At 64.5% G+C, this 16,705-nt stretch carries 14 protein-coding genes; 2 read left to right on the top strand and 12 right to left on the bottom strand.

Features of this window, described 5'->3' with window-relative positions:
• Nucleotides 1–63: 63 nt before the first annotated feature.
• The 9 genes from OXG30_00775 to OXG30_00735 form a co-directional block, all read right to left on the bottom strand.
• Nucleotides 64–1,458, bottom strand: coding sequence for a pyridoxal-dependent decarboxylase (locus OXG30_00775; protein MCY4133441.1), 1,395 nt, complete (start codon nt 1,456–1,458; stop codon nt 64–66).
• Between the two features lie 128 nt (nt 1,459–1,586).
• Nucleotides 1,587–3,242 (bottom strand): chaperonin GroEL, encoded by a 1,656-nt coding sequence (gene groL, locus OXG30_00770; protein MCY4133440.1) that lies wholly within the window; start codon nt 3,240–3,242, stop codon nt 1,587–1,589.
• The gene (groES, locus tag OXG30_00765; GenBank protein MCY4133439.1) at nt 3,239–3,529 is read right to left on the bottom strand and encodes a co-chaperone GroES; all 291 of its coding nucleotides are present in this window, start codon (nt 3,527–3,529) and stop codon (nt 3,239–3,241) included. Before groES ends, groL begins: the two co-directional genes overlap by 4 nt.
• A gap of 89 nt (nt 3,530–3,618) precedes the next feature.
• Nucleotides 3,619–4,668, bottom strand: coding sequence for a tRNA (adenosine(37)-N6)-threonylcarbamoyltransferase complex transferase subunit TsaD (tsaD, locus tag OXG30_00760; GenBank protein ID MCY4133438.1), 1,050 nt, complete (start codon nt 4,666–4,668; stop codon nt 3,619–3,621).
• Nucleotides 4,665–5,147 carry a ribosomal protein S18-alanine N-acetyltransferase gene (gene rimI / locus OXG30_00755; protein ID MCY4133437.1) on the bottom strand — a complete coding sequence of 161 codons (483 nt, stop codon included), beginning with the start codon at nt 5,145–5,147 and terminating at the stop codon, nt 4,665–4,667. The genes tsaD and rimI overlap by 4 nt, the downstream gene beginning before the upstream one ends.
• A gap of 8 nt (nt 5,148–5,155) precedes the next feature.
• Nucleotides 5,156–5,863, bottom strand: coding sequence for a tRNA (adenosine(37)-N6)-threonylcarbamoyltransferase complex dimerization subunit type 1 TsaB (tsaB, locus tag OXG30_00750; protein ID MCY4133436.1), 708 nt, complete (start codon nt 5,861–5,863; stop codon nt 5,156–5,158).
• A complete protein-coding gene (gene tsaE, locus OXG30_00745; protein ID MCY4133435.1) occupies nt 5,839–6,369 on the bottom strand; it encodes a tRNA (adenosine(37)-N6)-threonylcarbamoyltransferase complex ATPase subunit type 1 TsaE in 531 nt (176 codons plus the stop codon). Before tsaE ends, tsaB begins: the two co-directional genes overlap by 25 nt.
• Before the next feature lie 10 nt (nt 6,370–6,379).
• Nucleotides 6,380–6,943 carry a uracil-DNA glycosylase gene (locus tag OXG30_00740; protein MCY4133434.1) on the bottom strand — a complete coding sequence of 188 codons (564 nt, stop codon included), beginning with the start codon at nt 6,941–6,943 and terminating at the stop codon, nt 6,380–6,382.
• A gap of 31 nt (nt 6,944–6,974) precedes the next feature.
• A complete protein-coding gene (locus OXG30_00735; protein ID MCY4133433.1) occupies nt 6,975–8,735 on the bottom strand; it encodes a putative DNA binding domain-containing protein in 1,761 nt (586 codons plus the stop codon).
• 85 nt (nt 8,736–8,820) lie between these two features.
• Here OXG30_00735 and OXG30_00730 point away from each other — a divergent pair, with 85 nt between their 5' ends.
• Together OXG30_00730 and OXG30_00725 are read left to right on the top strand one after the other, a co-directional pair.
• Nucleotides 8,821–9,699, top strand: a complete 879-nt coding sequence (locus OXG30_00730; GenBank protein MCY4133432.1) for a P1 family peptidase — start codon at nt 8,821–8,823, stop codon at nt 9,697–9,699.
• 71 nt (nt 9,700–9,770) lie between these two features.
• Complete coding sequence (locus tag OXG30_00725) at nt 9,771–10,634, top strand: SDR family NAD(P)-dependent oxidoreductase (protein MCY4133431.1); 864 nt, start codon at nt 9,771–9,773, stop codon at nt 10,632–10,634.
• Here OXG30_00725 and alr read toward each other — a convergent pair whose 3' ends face one another.
• The 3 genes from alr to OXG30_00710 are packed head-to-tail and all read right to left on the bottom strand — an operon-like array spanning nt 10,635 to nt 16,635.
• Nucleotides 10,635–11,744 carry an alanine racemase gene (alr, locus tag OXG30_00720; GenBank protein ID MCY4133430.1) on the bottom strand — a complete coding sequence of 370 codons (1,110 nt, stop codon included), beginning with the start codon at nt 11,742–11,744 and terminating at the stop codon, nt 10,635–10,637. It lies immediately after the preceding gene.
• Nucleotides 11,741–13,153 carry an NAD(P)H-hydrate dehydratase gene (locus OXG30_00715; GenBank protein ID MCY4133429.1) on the bottom strand — a complete coding sequence of 471 codons (1,413 nt, stop codon included), beginning with the start codon at nt 13,151–13,153 and terminating at the stop codon, nt 11,741–11,743. The genes alr and OXG30_00715 overlap by 4 nt, the downstream gene beginning before the upstream one ends.
• The gene (locus OXG30_00710) at nt 13,150–16,635 is read right to left on the bottom strand and encodes an SIS domain-containing protein (GenBank protein MCY4133428.1); all 3,486 of its coding nucleotides are present in this window, start codon (nt 16,633–16,635) and stop codon (nt 13,150–13,152) included. The genes OXG30_00715 and OXG30_00710 overlap by 4 nt, the downstream gene beginning before the upstream one ends.
• Nucleotides 16,636–16,705 lie beyond the last annotated feature (70 nt).

Below are 16,705 nucleotides of genomic sequence, written 5' to 3'. Positions count from 1 at the left end.
GAATTCTAAAGCCTTCAGGCTTGCTATAGGGGGATTTACTTCGTCACCAAGAGGTAGGCGAAATCAAGCAGCCGATTGGACGAGATTCCAGATTTCTTCCACGTGGTGTCGCTCGGTTTGGGGGCTGCCGATGGCCACCCGCAAGATGAGCTGGCGGTCGATAGTGGTTGGGGTGATGTAGGCCCGTCCGGATTGGTTGACCGCGTCCAGAACCTGTTGGGTGGCGCCATTGCCACCTTTGTGTCGGAAGCACACCAGGCTGACCACGGTGGGGGCGGCCAGCTCAAACCGGTCGTCGGCGTCCACCCACTCGGTGAGCTCGGCGGCCCAAGCAATATGGCGGCGGATGTGGGCCCGCAGTCCTTCCAGGCCGTAGTGGCGAAGCACGAACCACAGCTTGAGGGCCCGGAATCGCCGCCCCAGAGGCACCTGCCAGTCGCGGTAGTCCACCACTGCTCCCGACTCGCTGGCTGGATTGCGCAGATACTCCGGGGTGATGGACAGCGCCTCGTTGAGGCTGGCCCGATCGGCCACATAGAACGCCGAGCAGTCGAAGTTGGTGAGCAGCCACTTGTGGGGGTTGAACACGTAACTGTCAGCCGTTTCCAGCCCCGCGTTGAGAAATCGCATCTCAGGGCAGAGCGCGGCGGCGCCGGCGAAGGCGGCGTCCACATGCAGCCAGGCGTTGAAATTTTCTGCCACCCAGCCCACCTCGGTCACCGGGTCGATGGCAGTGGTGGAGGTGGTGCCCACGGTCGCCGCTACGAAGAATGGGGTCAGGCCGTTCTTCTGGTCGTTAACGATCTCATAGGCCAAGTGGTCGGCTCGCATGGCGTAGGTGGGCGTGGTGGCGATGGACCGCAACCGCTCGTCGGGAATGCCGGCCACCCGCAGCCCCTTGGCTATTGACGAGTGGGCCTGCTCGGAGGTGTAGGCCACCAGATTGGGGAGGGCGTCGATACCGCCAGCCCGGTGCCGAGCGGCGAGGATGGCGCACAGCGTGCTGCTGGACGCGCTGTCCTGGATGATGCCGTTGCCCTGGAACTTCTCGGGTAAGTCCACCTCGACGGCCAGCCAGTCGAGGACGTGTTGCTCCAGTTCGGTCACCGCGGGGCCGGTGTCCCACAACATGCCCTGGGCACCGAGGCCCGAGGACACCAGATCGGCCAATGCGGATGGCCCGCTGGCGCTGGCCGGGAAATAGGCCAAGAAGCCGGGGGCTTGCCAATGGGTGATGCCGGGCAATATGACCCGGTCGAGGTCGGCCAGCACGTCGGCGAAGTCCTCGCCGTGCGCAGGCGCCTCGGTGGGCAGCATAGCCCGGATGTCGCCCGGCTCGACCGGAGATTTGACTGGAAATTCGCCGAGTCGCGCCATGTAGTCGGCCACCCAGTCCACCGCCTGGTAGCCCCGCTGCCGAAACTCTTCCGGGCTCATGTGGTTCGGTCGCTCTGCCATGGGTGTCATTGTTGCCCACCGGTGCCGCGGTCTTGCGGTGGAGGGCGGGGAATGAACTGGGGGCCGCCCCGCTCGGTCGCGATGGCAGCCCCCAGACTGTTCTTTGGGTTGTTGATGCGGCCAGGTGGCTACATCATGCCGCCCATTCCTCCCATTCCTCCCATGCCGCCCATGGGGTCGCCACCGGGGGGCATCGGGGGGGCAGGGGGTTCGGGCTTGTCGGCCACCAAGGCCTCGGTGGTGAGAAGCATGGCGGCGATGGAAGCTGCGTTCTGCAATCCAGCCCGGGTCACTTTGGCCGGGTCGATGACGCCGGCGGATACCAAGTCTTCGGTGACACCGGTAGCAGCGTTGAATCCGATGGTGCCCTCGGCGTCTTCGATGTCGCGCACCACGATGGAACCCTCGAAGCCGGCGTTGGAGGCGATGAGAGAGCACGGCACGGTCAGTGCGTCGAGCACGATCTTGGCGCCGGTGGCCTCGTCGCCGCTCAGGTTCTCGACCACCTTGGCCACCGACGGCCGGGTCCGCACCAGGGCGGTGCCGCCCCCGGCGACCACGCCCTCCTCGATGGCAGCCCGAGTAGCCGACAGCGCATCCTCGATCCGGTGCTTCTTCTCCTTGAGTTCCACCTCGGTGGCCGCGCCCACTTGCACGACGGCTACGCCGCCGGCCAGCTTGGCCAAGCGCTCTTGGAGCTTCTCCCGATCCCAGTCGGAGTCGGTGTTATCGATCTCCTGGCGTATCTGGGCCACTCGGCCGTCAACGTCGGCCTTGGAACCTGCGCCCTCCACGATGGTGGTGTCGTCCTTTGTGACGATCACTTTGCGGGCGGTGCCCAGTAGATCGAGGGTGACGCCCTCCAGGTTGAGCCCGACCTCCTCGGCCACAACTTGGCCGCCGGTGAGGATGGCCATGTCTTGGAGCATGGCCTTGCGGCGCTCGCCGAAGCCAGGGGCCTTGACGCCCACGGAGTTGAATGTGCCCCTGATCTTGTTCACCACCAGAGTGGCCAGGGCCTCGCCCTCCACGTCCTCGGCGATGATCAGCAGCGGCTTGCCGGTCTGCATGACCTTCTCCAGCACGGGCAGCAGATCCTGGACCGAGCTGATCTTGCCCTGGTTGAACAGGATGTAGGGCTCATCCAGCACGGCCTCTTGACGCTCGGCGTCGGTCACGAAGTAGGGGGACAAGAAGCCCTTGTCGAACTGCATGCCCTCCACGAAGTCGAGTTCCATGCCGAAGGTGTTCGACTCCTCCACGGTCACCACGCCGTCTTTGCCTACCTTGTCGATGGCGTCGGCAATGACGTCGCCGATGGCGGTGTCGGCGGCCGAGATGGAAGCTACTTGGGAGATCTCCTCCTTCTGGGAGATGTCCTGGGCCTGATCGACCAGAGAGTCCACCGCAGCGGCCACCGCCTGCTCGATGCCTCGCTTGAGGCTCATCGGGTTGGCCCCGGCGGCCACATTGCGCAGTCCGTTGTGGACCATGGCCTGGGCCAGCACGGTGGCAGTGGTGGTGCCGTCGCCAGCGATGTCGTTGGTCTTGGTGGCCACCTCTTTCATGAGCTGGGCGCCCATGTTCTCAAACTTGTCGTCCAGCTCCACCTCGCGAGCGATGGACACGCCGTCGTTGGTGATAGTGGGAGCACCGAACTTCTTGTCAAGGACCACATTGCGGCCCTTTGGACCCAAAGTCACCTTGACCGCGTCGGCAAGCTGGTTGACGCCTGCTTCGAGGCCGTGGCGGGCCTCTTCACGGAACTTGAGAATCTTGGTCATTTGACGATTGCCAGCACGTCGCGGGCCGACAGGATCAGCAGATCCTCGCCGTCCACCGTGATCTCGGTGCCGCCGAACTTGCTGTACACAACGGTGTCGCCGACAGAAACGTCCATCGGGATCAGCTCGCCGGTGTTGTCGGACCGCTTGCCCGGTCCCACGGCGATGACCTCGCCCTGCTGGGGCTTCTCTTTGGCGGTGTCGGGGATGACCAGCCCGCTGGCGGTCATCTCTTCAGACTCGCCGGGGCGGACAACGATTCGGTCATCAAGGGGCTGTAGCGCCATCTTGGCCTCCAAATGGTTGGTAGATTTGAGCTTTAGCACTCTCAATAGGCGAGTGCTAAGAGTAGGGCTTCAGCGGCCCTGAGGCCAATTCAGGCTGTCGGATCGGTGGGCGAGATGAACGGGAGGGGGAGATTGGGATCGGCGCCGGTGTCCAGCGGTGAGGGGCCGTCGAGCTGAAGCCTTTGCCATCCGGCGGCGGCCACCATGGCGGCGTTGTCGGTACACATGGAACGGCTGGGCAAGAACCCGCTGATGCCGGTGGCCACGCAGGCGTCGAGCAGGCGCTCCCGCAACGAGGAGTTGGCCGCCACCCCACCGGCTAGGCACAGGCCCTTGGCCCCGTACTCCTCGGCGGCCTTGCGGGCCTTGTATACCAGCACGTCCACCACCGCCTCCTGGAACGAAGCGGCGATGTCGGCCACCACCAAATCGGGGTGGTTTCGCACGTGGTTGACCACTGCGGTCTTCAGGCCGCTGAAGGAGAAGTCATAGCCGTCGTCGTACATGGGACGGGGGAAGGCCACGGCCTCCGGATTGCCGTCCATGGCCAGTCGGTCGATAATCGGGCCACCGGGATAGCCCAGATCCATGAAGCGGGCCACCTTGTCGAATGCTTCGCCGGCGGCGTCGTCCAGGGTCTGGCCGATGAGCCGGTAGCGGCCGAATGCCTCCATCAGAACCAGCAAGGTGTGGCCGCCCGACACCAGCAGCACCACCACCGGAAGCTCCAAGTCGGGCTCCTCCAAGAAGGAGGAGTACAGATGGGCCTCTAGGTGGTTCACCGCCACGTACGGGACATCCCAGACCAGGGCAAGCGATTTGGCTGCACTGACCCCCACCAGGAGGGAGCCGATAAGGCCGGGACCGGCGGTAGCGGCCACCGCCTCCACGTCGTGGTCGCTGAGTCCCGCCTCGATCACCGCCTGAGCGACGACCGGGGTGAGCAGCTCCACATGGGCTCGGCTGGCGATTTCCGGAACCACCCCGCCATAGCGGGAATGGAGGTCGACCTGGCTGCTGATCACCGACGAGAGAACGTCGGATGGGCCGGAGACCACGGCAGCGGCGGTCTCGTCGCAGGAGGTCTCGATTCCCAGCACAATGGCGGGAGCTTGTTTAGGGGAATCCACGGCGGTCATGCGCAGTCCAGTTCTACCGCGATCTTGATGAGCCGGTCGGCATAGTCGGGCTGTTGGATGTTGTCGGCCCGCATCACCACCGCGTCGGGTGACAGGCCCATGTTGGCGTAGTACCCCCGCTGAATGCCCACCGGGGCCAGGCCGAAGCGCCGGTACAGGGACTGGGCCGAGGGGTTGTCGGCGGCCACTTCCAGGGCCAGGCTCGTCTTGCGGTGGCGGGCGGCGAGGACAAGGGCCAAGAACAGCCGGGCGCCGATGCCTTGGCCTCGGCAATCGGGCGCCACCGTCACGGTGGTGATGTGGGCTTCATCTTCCTCGAAAGCCACGCCGGCGTGGCCGACGACTCGATCGGGATGAGCAATGACGTAGAGCCGATCGTCAGTGCGGGCTAGTTCTGATTCGTAGACTTCCCGAGACCAGGGGATCGGATAGCACTGGGCGTCGATGGCCATGACCTCGCTGAGGTGAGCTCGTTTCATGGGCTCGATCATCGGGTGCTCCAGTTGATGTCAGCGTCGGGAACCCGAAGGTATATCGGTTTGAGCTCCCACGGCTTGACGAACTCTTCCCGCAGAGCCCGGGCGTGCGCCAGCTGTACCAACGAGGCGGCCGAGGGATGGGCCAAATCCTGTTCGGCGATCTCGGTCTTTTGAAGCCGGTCGAATACTTCGGAGTAGCGGCGGGCGCCGTCGCCCACCAGCAGCACTTCTTCGCTGGTGGCCAGCAACTGGGAGGCCAGATCGTCGGGAGTGCCAACTTGGGCATCCGACACCCGTTGAACCCCGCCGGGTACTTGGCGATAGAAGGCGTAGAACAGCTCACTGCGCCGCGCGTCAATGGCGGCCACGATCACCCGATTGGTGTGGCGCACAGCAAAGGCCAGCAGATCGAGGCTGGACACGCCGATCATCGGCACCCCCAGGGCATAGGCCATGGCCATGGCGCTGGAGATGCCCACTCGAAGGCCGGTGTACAAACCTGGTCCGAGGTCCACGGCCACGCAGCCCACATCTCGCAGTTCGACCCGAGCTTGGCGGGTGACGAACTGGACTTGAGGGGCGATGGCCTCGGCGTGGCGGCGGCCCCGAGCGCTATGGGCCGAAGCCAGCACCCCTTCGTGCCCGCCAAGGGCGCATCCCACCTGCTGGGTGGCCGATTCGATGCCCAAGATCAACACGGCGGGCCCTCCCTCCATGGATCGGTGGCGGCCGCCAAGTCGTCGGCTCGGGCCTGCCATCTGGGTCCCACCGGGGTCAAGACCACGATCCGCTCGTCGGGCGGGCTGGGTTGGCCTTCGATGAAGGTCAGCGCGACCTCGAGATAGTCATTGGGCAGGGCCTGGCGGATGGCGTCACCCCACTCGATAAGGATTACCCCGTCGCTGTCCAGCAGTTCGGGCAGGCCCAAGTCGAGCACTTCGGCAATCTGGTCGAGGCGGAAGACGTCGAGGTGATGGAGGAGCAACCTTCCGTGGTATTCCCGGGCCAGGGTGAAGGTGGGGCTGGTGACCGGCTCGCTGATGCCCAAGGCGGCGGCGAACCCCTGGGTGAAGGTGGTCTTTCCGGCACCCAGGTCGCCCACCAGCAGTAGCAGGTCGCCGGGTTGGGCCAGTTCGGCCATAGCAGCAGCCAGATTCTTCGTGTCTTCGGGGGAGCGGGTGCGGATTCGGATCATGGTGGCGTCCGGGCGGGTTTGGACCAACGGGCGGAGTTCATCCCGACATCGCCATACGGGCTCGGACCAAATCAGAGCGCATCTGGGCCTCTTGGAATCCACCGCCCCGCAACACCGCCGCTGGGTGGTAGGTGGGGATAATCACTGCGTCGGCATTGGGCATCGGGTAGCTTTGGCCTCGCAGCTTGGTGATCCCGGTCTTGGTGTCCAGCAGCAGTTTGGAAGAGAAATTGCCCAGGGTGACCACCACCCTTGGAGCGATGAGCTCGACTTGCTGCTCCAGCCACGGGCGACAGGCGGCGATCTCGTCAGGTTTGGGATCTCGATTGCCGGGAGGACGGCACTTGACGACGTTGGCGATGTAGCAACTATCGCGGTTCAGCCCGATTTCCTCGGCCATCAGCCGGTCGAGCAGCTTGCCCGAGCGGCCCACAAAGGGAAGGCCCTGCTTGTCTTCCTCGGCGCCGGGCCCTTCGCCCACAAACATGAGGTCGGCGCTGGGGTTGCCCATACCGAACACCACCTGCGTCCGGCCCTGGGCCAGCTCGCACTTGGTGCAGTCAGCCGCCTCAGCGGCAACCTCGGCCAACGTCAATGTCACAGGCCAAGAATACGTCCCCCATTGGCGGAATCTAGGGGTCGGTCTTGGTGACAGATTGGTATTGGAGCAGAGCTGATTGCCCCACGATGTCAATGACGCGCACAAGTGCTTCTCGGCCATCAGCATCGGTTAAGAGCAGATCTTCGTTGAATCCGAGATGCACCGGCTGTTGGATACCCTGGTTGATGGCGATGTTGTCGGCATAGAGATAGGAGCGGTCGAGGCTGTCCAGTATTGGGTTCAGCCGCCCCGACACGACAGGCAGATGGCCGGTGCTGTTGGCGAATACGACCGAACCTCCGTTGGACAATTGGGTGAGCTCCAACCTGAGCGGCCCCTCCGACGGAACCCAGTTCGTGCCGTGTCCTGCGGCATAGCCACTCACGCCCGCGAAAACGGTCATCGGCAAGTGGGTGGCGTGGAGGTCGACGTAGGCGATGCCATCCAGGTCTGTCTTGGCCTGCTTGCTCGTCTTGTTGGGGAACAGAGCAAGAACGTCTACGCCGGATAGTGGTTTCCCATTGCACTCCACAACGATTGAAGCCCTGTCGGGGTCGGCCTCCAATCTGGCTGCTGGAATGGTCAGAAGTAGCTCACTGTCGTCGATGGGCTCGTATTCCGGCATCTTTCCGGATAGTTCGTGGGTCTTCTGTTTGATGATCGGTACCCCGTCGCCGCGACGCTCCATGAAGTAGTGCCGTTCACCGACGTTTGACAGCACAGGTAGCGGGATGCGAGCCAATACAGACGTCAAGACCTCGTTGCGGGTGGACTGGCGAACTTCCATGCTCTCGACGGTGAGATTATTGGGCAAGCTTCCAGGGGAAGCTATCTCGAGTCGATCTTCAAACAAAGAGATCCGGATCCGACTACCACGGATGGAGTAGTCCCGATGGGCAACCGCATTGACAAGAGCCTCAAAAACGGCCTGCTCGTTGTATTGCTGAATGTTTGTCCGGTCAGGTTCTTTGCGAGCTGAGACCCGCATATTGCGTACCACGAATCTCAGCGCTTCAGAAACTTGTTGATTGATCGGGCCGGTAATGATCTTTGCATCAAGCTGGCCGGACGTTCGGCCCGTGCCTCGATAGCAGGTGGCGTTGATCTCAGCCTGCGGCAACCAGTCTTCCGGCGAGGGACAGCACAACAAGATACCGGCGACAGTTGCCCGTAGGACGCCGTGCTCGTCGTCGGAGAGAAGCCCCAGTTTAGAAAGTGCGATCTCGGGCTTGTCGGTGCTTTGGGCGCTCAACAACGGCTTCCACAGCGATTCGCTCAACGTCGCGATGCCGGTACCGTCAACAGTCTGCTTGTCAAACCATCGGTATCGGGCCTGTCCACGTCGTTGGGCTAGACGGAGCTGCTCGTCGCTGTCCATCTGCTGCTTCTTGCTTCCTACCCGTTTGAAGCACCCTTGAGGACTCTCATGCAGTGAGTCGCCTTCAGATACTTCTATGAGCAGAAGGGCTTTGCCGTCTAGCTCCTTGCGAAGAATAACTGGTGATATGAAAGGCTTGATCGAATCGGAACAGGCTTGGTGCAGGACCTTCTCAAGTGCATCTAGCTGCTTGCGATCCATACCTTGAACGTCGCCGTCATCGGTTACACCGCACAACATGATGCCGCCGTTGGAGTTAGCGAAAGCGGATAATTCGTCGGCTACATCATCTTGCCTTGGGCCCTTGACCTTATTGTCGGAGAACCTTGTTTCCTTGAATTCCCAATAGCCATCCTCACCGAGACTGAGTTGGGATCTGATCTCATCATCTGTGGGGTTCCGAGGAACTGCCATCAGCCCAGTCTACGAGAGCTTGAGACAATGGCCGAGCAAGGTTTGGCCGGGTGCTCAGATCGGGTATGCGGTACCGTCGGCGGTGATGTTGGGAGTTGGCGGGGGCGTGCTGGTGGGGCACTGGACCGACGAGACGGCCCGCACGGGTTGCACGGTGGTGTTGTTTCCCGAAGGGAGCACTGCCTCAGGAGAAATTTGCGGTGGCGCTCCGGCAACCAGGGATTTTGCCTTACTGGCTCCAGAACGGACGGTGAGCCAGGTGGACGCGGTGGTGCTCTCGGGGGGCTCGGCCTTCGGTTTGGCGGCGGCCGACGGCGTGATGCGGTGGTGTGAGGAGCGGGGCCGGGGGTTTGAGACGCGGGGCGGTCGGGTGCCCATCGTGGTGGGTATGTCGCTGTACGACCTGACCGAGGGCGACGGCTCAGTGCGACCCGGTGCCGATGCTGGCTATGCGGCCGCTGACGCGGCCCGCGATGAGTTTCCCGCATTGGGACGGGTAGGTGCGGCCACTGGGGCCACCATGAACAAGTGGCGGGGAGCGGAGAACCGCGTGGACGGCGGGCTGGGCGGCACCCTGCTCCAAGTTGGCGATGTGGCGGTGGGGGCCCTGGTGGCGGTGAACGCCGCGGGGGCAATCAACGACGGAGCCGTGCAACGTGCGCTGATCGAAGGAAGCTACGAACACCAGTCTGCCGATCCGTTTGCTGACAGCAACGACGACGAGCCGCACACCAACACCACCATCGGGGTAGTTGCTACCAATGCGATGCTCGACAAGGTGGATTGCTTCCGGGTGGCTCGCAGCGGTCACAGCGGGATGACCCGGGCACTGCTGCCGGCCCACACCGACGGCGATGGGGACGCGTTAGTGGTGGGGGCCACCGGCCGAGTAGAAGCTGATGTTGGCCTGGTTCGCCTGATGGCCGCTGCCGCGGTGGAGACAGCGATCCGTTCGGTTGGTTGACACGACCGGGAAATGATCCGCTCGGTAGGCCATGATGGCGGCGACTGATCGCGATCAAATAGGGGATTGACATGAAGGACTTGGCTGGAAAGGTGGCGGTGATCACCGGGGCGGCCAGCGGCATGGGACGAGCCATGGTGCGCAAGGCGGCCTCCGAGGGGATGCACATTCTGGCCGGCGACATCGACGAGGCCGGGCTGGCCGAAACGGTGGGCGGCTTGGAGAATGCCCAGCTCATGCTGACCGACGTGACCAGTCCCGACGCCAACGAGGCTCTGGCCAACGCCGCCCTGGAGCGCTTCGGCGGGATCCACTTGGTACACCTCAACGCCGGCGTGCTCACCGGTGGGTTCACCTGGGAGAACACGGTGGACGACTGGCGCTGGGTGCTGGACGTGAACCTGTGGGGAGTGATCCACGGCGTGCGCAGCTTCATTCCCCGGATGCTGGAGAAGGGCGAAGACGGCCACGTGGTGATCACTGCCTCGGTAGGGGGCCTCACCTCCGGGGGGCTGCTCGGGCCTTACACCACCTCGAAGTACGGGGCGGTGGCCATTGCTGAGTCGCTCCATAGGGAACTTGACATCATCGAAGCGCCAATCGGAGTGTCATGTTTGTGCCCCGGCCCGGTGGCCACCGGCATTTTCCGGGCCGAGCGCAACCGCCCCGACACCTACGACGACACCTGTGGGCCCATGTCGGCCGACGCCGAGGCCGCCGCCTTCCACCGAGCTCTGATCAACGCCATCGACGAGGGCACCGATCCGGCGGTGATCCCGGAGCTGGTGTTCGACGCGGTGCGCAACGACAAGTTCTGGATCTTCCCCCACCCTGACTTCAAGGAGAGGATCGCAGCCCGCACTGAGTCGATCATGAGCGAAACCAACCCTGAGTACACAGTGGGCCTGCCCGAAGCGATTCCGCCGTCTCGCTAGCTAGGAAAAGCGAAGGGGGACGCGGCGGCTAAATTGGCAGACGATCTCGTAGGCGATGGTGTCGAGCCGCTGGGCTATCTCGGTGGCGGTGATCTCTTCGTCCCCCTGCCGCCCCAGCAGGATCACCTCGTCACCGGGTGTCACGGGATGGTCGAGGCCGCAATCCACCATGGTCTGGTCCATCGTCACCACTCCGGCGATGGGCCGCCGGTGTCCGCCGATCAGCACCTCGCCGCCAGAAGTTCCCAGTCGCCGGGACCAGCCGTCGGCATAGCCGATGGGGATGGTGGCCAGCTTGGTGTCGGTAGGAGCGTAGTAGTGGTGGCCGTAGGACACCGGTGTGCCCGCGGCGATGGTCTTGACCATCGACACCTCAGTGCGCACTGTCATGGCCGGTTGAAGCGGAAGGCAGTCGGCCAAATCCGGCGACGGGGGGATTCCGTAGAGAGCGATCCCACAGCGCACCATGTCGAACCGGCCGGTCGGGTGGGCCATGGCCACCGCCGAGTTGGCCAGATGACGGCAGAATTTCTGGTGGCCGGCGAGCCTTAGCCGGGAGAGCAAATGGTTGAACTGTTCGACTTGGTAGGCGGTAAACGGGTTGTCGAGTTCATCGGCCACCGCGCAGTGAGTCCACACACCAGCCAGCTCGAGGGTGTCGCGTTCCGCGATGGCGTCGGCCAGCATCAGCACCTCGGCGGGCGGGGCGCCCACTCGGGCCATGCCGGTGTCGACTTTGAGGTGGACGGGCAAGTACTGGTTGGCGGCGGCGGCGGCCGCGGCGGCGGCGGCCAAGCCCTCGCCTTGGTACACGGTGGGAATGAGCCGGTGCTCCACTACTTCGGCAAACTCGTAGGGGCGGGGCTCAGACAGCAACAGGATGGGGACGTCGATGCCGTCTTCACGCAGCTGTCGGCCTTCGTCTACCAAGGCCACGGCCAGTGTGGTGGCACCGGCCTCTACTGACGTTCGGGCCACCGGAATCATGCCGTGGCCGTAGGCGTCGCCTTTGACCACTGCGCATAGCTCTGTGGGATGGACCAGATCGGCCAGCAGCCGGGCGTTGTGGGCGATGGATTCCAGATTGATGTCGGCCCAAGTCGGTCTCATGGCGCGGCTTTCTGCTGGGTCGCAGCCTCCCAAGCTTGGGGCAGGGCCAGGAGCAGGTCTGATGCTGTCATCCCGCCGGGCGGACGACTGCTGGCGGCTTGCCCGTGGAGCCAGGCTGCCGCGGTGGCCGCCTTCATAGGCTCCAACCCGGCGCTGAGCAGTCCGCAGATGAGACCGGCCAGCACGTCGCCGGTCCCGGCGGTGGCCAGCCGGGCGTCGCCATTGGCAATAGCCACGGCGGTCCCATCGGGATCGGCCACTACGGTGGTGGGGCCTTTGAGCAGGACATGGACCCCAGTGGCCGCAGCCAGGGAGCGGGCGGCGGCGAAGCGGTCGGGATTAGGGGCTTCCCCGGTGAGGATGCGGTATTCGCCGTCGTGGGGGGTGAGCACGGTGGGAGCGGTGCGGTCGGCCAAAACTCCATCGGCCTCAAGACCGAGAGCGAACAGGCCATCGCCGTCGATGACCAGGGGAAGTGGCGTGCGGCCCGCCAGCTCGCGGACGGATTGGACGGTGGCCGATTGCCGTCCCAGCCCGGGTCCCACCGCCATGGCTTTGAATCGAGACTGCTCGTCGGCCTCGATGGCATCGGCCCAGTTGTCAGCAGGAAGGGGGTGGCCGACGGTTTCGGTGGAGGCGGTGCTGCTAGCCAGAATGTCGGTAGCGTCTAGACCAGGCGTGCTCAATCGTACATAGCCCGATCCGCTTCTCATTGCCGCGGCGGCGGCCAAATGGGCGGCACCGGTCATGCCGGGTGATCCGGCGATGACCCAGCAGGCGGTCTGCCATTTGTGAGCCTCGGCGGGTCGAACGGGTAGCCAGCAGCTGACATCGTGCGCCGTTACCAGGTGGGTGCGGGCCGAAGAAGCGTCAAGCCCGATGGGAGCCACCGTGACCTGGCCACAGCGCTGGGCTCCGGGATGGAGGATGAGACCGGGCTTGAGGGCGCCGAAGGCAACCGTTTGATCGGCGAACCAGGGTTCGCCGAGGATCTCGCCGGTTAATCCGTTTACACCGGAGGGGATGTCGGCGGCCAGGATCGGAGCAGCCCGTTGGGGAGCGTCGGGCACGGACGCTGGGGGAGGCGGAACATAGGGCCGCCGCAGGCCGGTGCCGTAAGCGGCGTCGATGGACAGGTGGGCGGGAGGTAGCGACTCGGGTGTTTCGGAGGCGTCGATCACGGCGACACGGACACCACGGCGCCGCAGCCACTGGGCGGCGGCTCGTCCGTCGGCGCCGTTGTTGCCTTTGCCGGCGAGCACAGTCACCCGGCGGCCGTAACCACCTCCCAGCATGCCTAGAGCGGTTCGGGCCAGTGCCGTGCCAGCTCGCTCGATCAGCTCTTCGACCGGTTCAGGGGCCGCCGCATCGATGGCGGCCATCTCTTCTGGGGTGACGACGGGGATCATGGACGCCAGCGGTCAGCCAGCTCGGTCACCGGTTCCAATAGGAGATCTTCCGTGTCGATAGCGCCCAGCCGGTCGAGGCGAAAGTCGGGTTCGGTCTCGGTGACCTCGTCGCGCAAGGCGGCGAACCGGTTCCGGTAGCCCTCCAACACCTGTTGGGCCGCTTCAGGGGAGAGACGGGGCTGGAAACGCACGTGCAGCAGAGTGAGCCCAGTGGCTTGGCGGTCTTTGACCTCCGGTATCAGCACGATGGTACGGCCGTCCGATCGGCCTCGAGTGGCCAGGACTTCACGCTCGATTGCCACCAGGTGTTTGCTGCCTCGCAGGATTGGGTCGCGTTCGGTGCGGGAGGCCAACCCCACAGTGATGCCGCCCCGGTCGACCACATGAATGGTGGTGTTGGACGCTTCGGGATCGCCGCTGATGGCATACCGGATGTAGCCGGTGACCTCGGCGACGGAGGGGTCGAGCGCGGTGAGAGTGCGCAGCGTCTGGTAGCTGAGCTGGTGGCGGGGGGTGCCGGCATCGAGAGCAGCCCGGACCAATGGCAACTCCATGAGCGATTCCTCGGCCCGAGAAATCCCGACGGTAACGGTCTTGGCCTGGTGGCGGATGGCGTCTACCGGCCGGGTCAGTTCACCCACGGCCACGGTGAGCATGGCGGTGAGGTCTTCCAGCACTACTGCCGGGGTGCCAACCCGCCCCCGTTCCAGCTGGTAAGCATCGAGCGGGGCGATGCCCAGCGCATAGCGATACATGGAGGCCATCTCGGCGGCGGTGCCGGCCTCCAGGCAGCCGTTGTAGCGGCCTTGGCGCAGATCTTGGAAGAACCGCTGGGCGGCGGGGGCGAACTGCGAGCGAAGCCTGGCCAGCATTTTCTGGCTATCGACTTCGGCGTTGCCGGCGGCATTGCTGGCGGCCACCTCGGCCTCGATGGCGGCTCGGGTTTCCCGCAGGGGTTGGGCCAATTCGTCGATGGCCAGCGCCGACTCATACCCGAACAGGTGGCCCACCATGGTGGCTAGCACAAAGGCCAGTTCGGGCGAGCCGGTGTTGGGGGTGGCGATGACCTCGGACGCCGCGTCGAAGCGGGCTTCGGCGCCGCTGGTGATCACGATGGGCGCCGCCTTGTGGGCACGGAAGATGGCCACCTCTTTGGCCACGTCGTCGGATGTGGAATCGAGCAGGCCGGCGGCGCACACCAGGATCAGCGGTTCTGACGACAGGTCGATGTGCTTCTTGTCCTCGGTGGTATCGCAGGCGATGGACTTGTAGCACAGCTCCGAGAGCTTGATGCGGACCTCCTCGGCGGCCACCCGATTGAGACCGTTGCCCACCACAGCCCAGTAGGTGCGGCCCAAAGCATGGCGGCGGACGATGTCGGCAATGCGATTGTGGAGGCTGAGTACGCCGGCCATGGCCTCGGGAAGATCGCGCAACGACGCGAGCAGTTGCTGGCGGCGTTCGTGCTGGCGGGAGTCGGCGGACTGATCCCCGTTGGCGGCGTCGGCCAGGGCCACAGCCAGAAGCACGCCAGCGGCCACTTGGGAATAGAAGGCCTTGGTGGAGGCCACGCTCATCTCCACGTCTCGGCCGTCAGAGGTATACAGCACACCGTCGGCCTTGTCGCACAGGTCGCTGTTACGCCGGTTCACGATGGCGATGACGCTTGCCCCCCGCCGGCGGACTAGATCGACGGTGCGATTGGTGTCGGTGGTGGTTCCCGACTGGCTGATGGCGATAACCAGGGTGTCGCTCATGTCGGATCGCATTCCGAATCCCGAAAGCTCGGTGGCCAAAACGGAGCTGACCTGTCGGTCGGGCAACTCATTGCGGAGGAAGTGGGCCAGACTGTGGCCGGCCACCGCGGCGGTGCCCTGGCCGATGACAATGATGTCGGCAATGCTCCGGTCGACTAACCGTTGGCGGAGTTGGTCGGGCAGGGTCTCGGGTCCCAGCTTTACCGCCAAGCTCGGGGAGGGATGGTTGCCATCAGTGCTGACGATCCGGCCGCGCAGGGTCTTGCGGAACGACTCGGGCGATTCGGTGATCTCTTTGAGCAGATAGTGGGGGAAGCCTCGGCGGTCGACGTCTCGAGTGGTCATTTCCGCATTGACGATGTCTGAGTCCGCCACTGGCAGCGGGGTTCCGTCGTAGGAGAACCGACTTATGGCGCTGAGATCTCCAGCATGGTCGCGGTCTAGGGCTACGACTTGGCCTCGGCTGGCTTCGGCGTTTTCCGGGTCGGCCGGGGTCTCACCGTCCATGCGCAGGTAGCGGTTGGACTGCTCTACCAGCCCATAGGGCTCACTGGACACGACGTAAGCGTCTTCGGCGCCGCCGATGTACATTGCCTGGCCGCTTCCCCGCAGGGCCAGTAGAAGTCGGCCGGGATTGGCGGCAGATTGCCCGGCTATGGCGACCGAGCCGTTGAGGTCGGCCATTGTGCGCCGGAAGGCGTCGACGATGGCGTCGGCGCTGGCCGAGGGGTCCAAGCGAGAGGACCACAGGGCGGGGATGACCTTGGCGTCAGTGGTGATGCCGGGGTCCAAGGCCAGGTTGTGGTGGGCGACCAGATCGGTGTGATTGTCGACATCGCCGTTAAGTGCGCCGATGGCGTAGGGCTGTACGGAGCCTGAGGTCATCTCGGAGTTGAGCGGATGGGCATTGGCCTCGTTGATCATGCCCACGCTGGCCCAGCGGGTGTGGCCGATAACCGCCGCATTAGCCCTGTCATCTTCCACCGCGGCCGCCAAGAGCTCGTCTGCGGTGATGGCGGCTCGCAGGGCCGCAGTGTTGTCGCCAAGTTCGCCGATCTCCGCCGCCGCCTTGTAGACGAAGCTCAGGCAGCCGTCGGCCCATCGCACCGATCCTGAGCGGAACAGCGGATCGGTTGCTCGCTCGGCCAGAGCGGCGGCCACCGCCGGGGTGGTTGGGTCGAGCCCATGGTCGCTGACCAGCAAATGGAGGCCGGCCGAGTCTCGGCCTCGGACCTCCAGTCGGTCCAGTGCCGACAGGGCGATTTGCACCGAAGAGAACACGCCCAGGGCGGACTGGGCGGGGGAAGGGCCGGCCAGATCGGCCACCGCGTCGGCGGTGTTCAAACGATCGTTGCCAATGGCCCACACCGCGTCCTTCATTTGGACCAGGGCGGCGTTGACTGTCTCAGAGGCCCGGTCGCCAGCCGACTGATCGAGATCGGCTTCCAGGGCGCCGATCAATCGGTCGATCTCGCTCAGCGTTGCCCGGAGGGTGGCCCGCAGTGGCCTTTCCTCCAGCAGCGCCTGGAGCCCAGCGGTGCCCTGGAGAAGGAGATCGGCTTGGATCAGCTTCTGGACTGACTCACCGATGAGCGCGGCTAGATCGTCGTTGCCACCCAATTCGCGCAAGGAGACGACCACTGGACTCAAGAGGTCGAGAACCTCGGCCGAGGTCGGGGGAATACGCGGTGAATAGCGCCGTACCACCGCGACAATGCCACACATCTCCCCCAAGGCTAGTGGGCGGGTCGCGAAATGACCTGCCGGGTGCTGATAGCGAATATAGGCTGCATAC

Source organism: bacterium (assembly GCA_026708015.1).
Taxonomy (GTDB): Bacteria; Actinomycetota; Acidimicrobiia; order Acidimicrobiales; family Bin134; genus Poriferisocius.
This window is presented reverse-complemented; position numbering and strand designations above follow the sequence as displayed.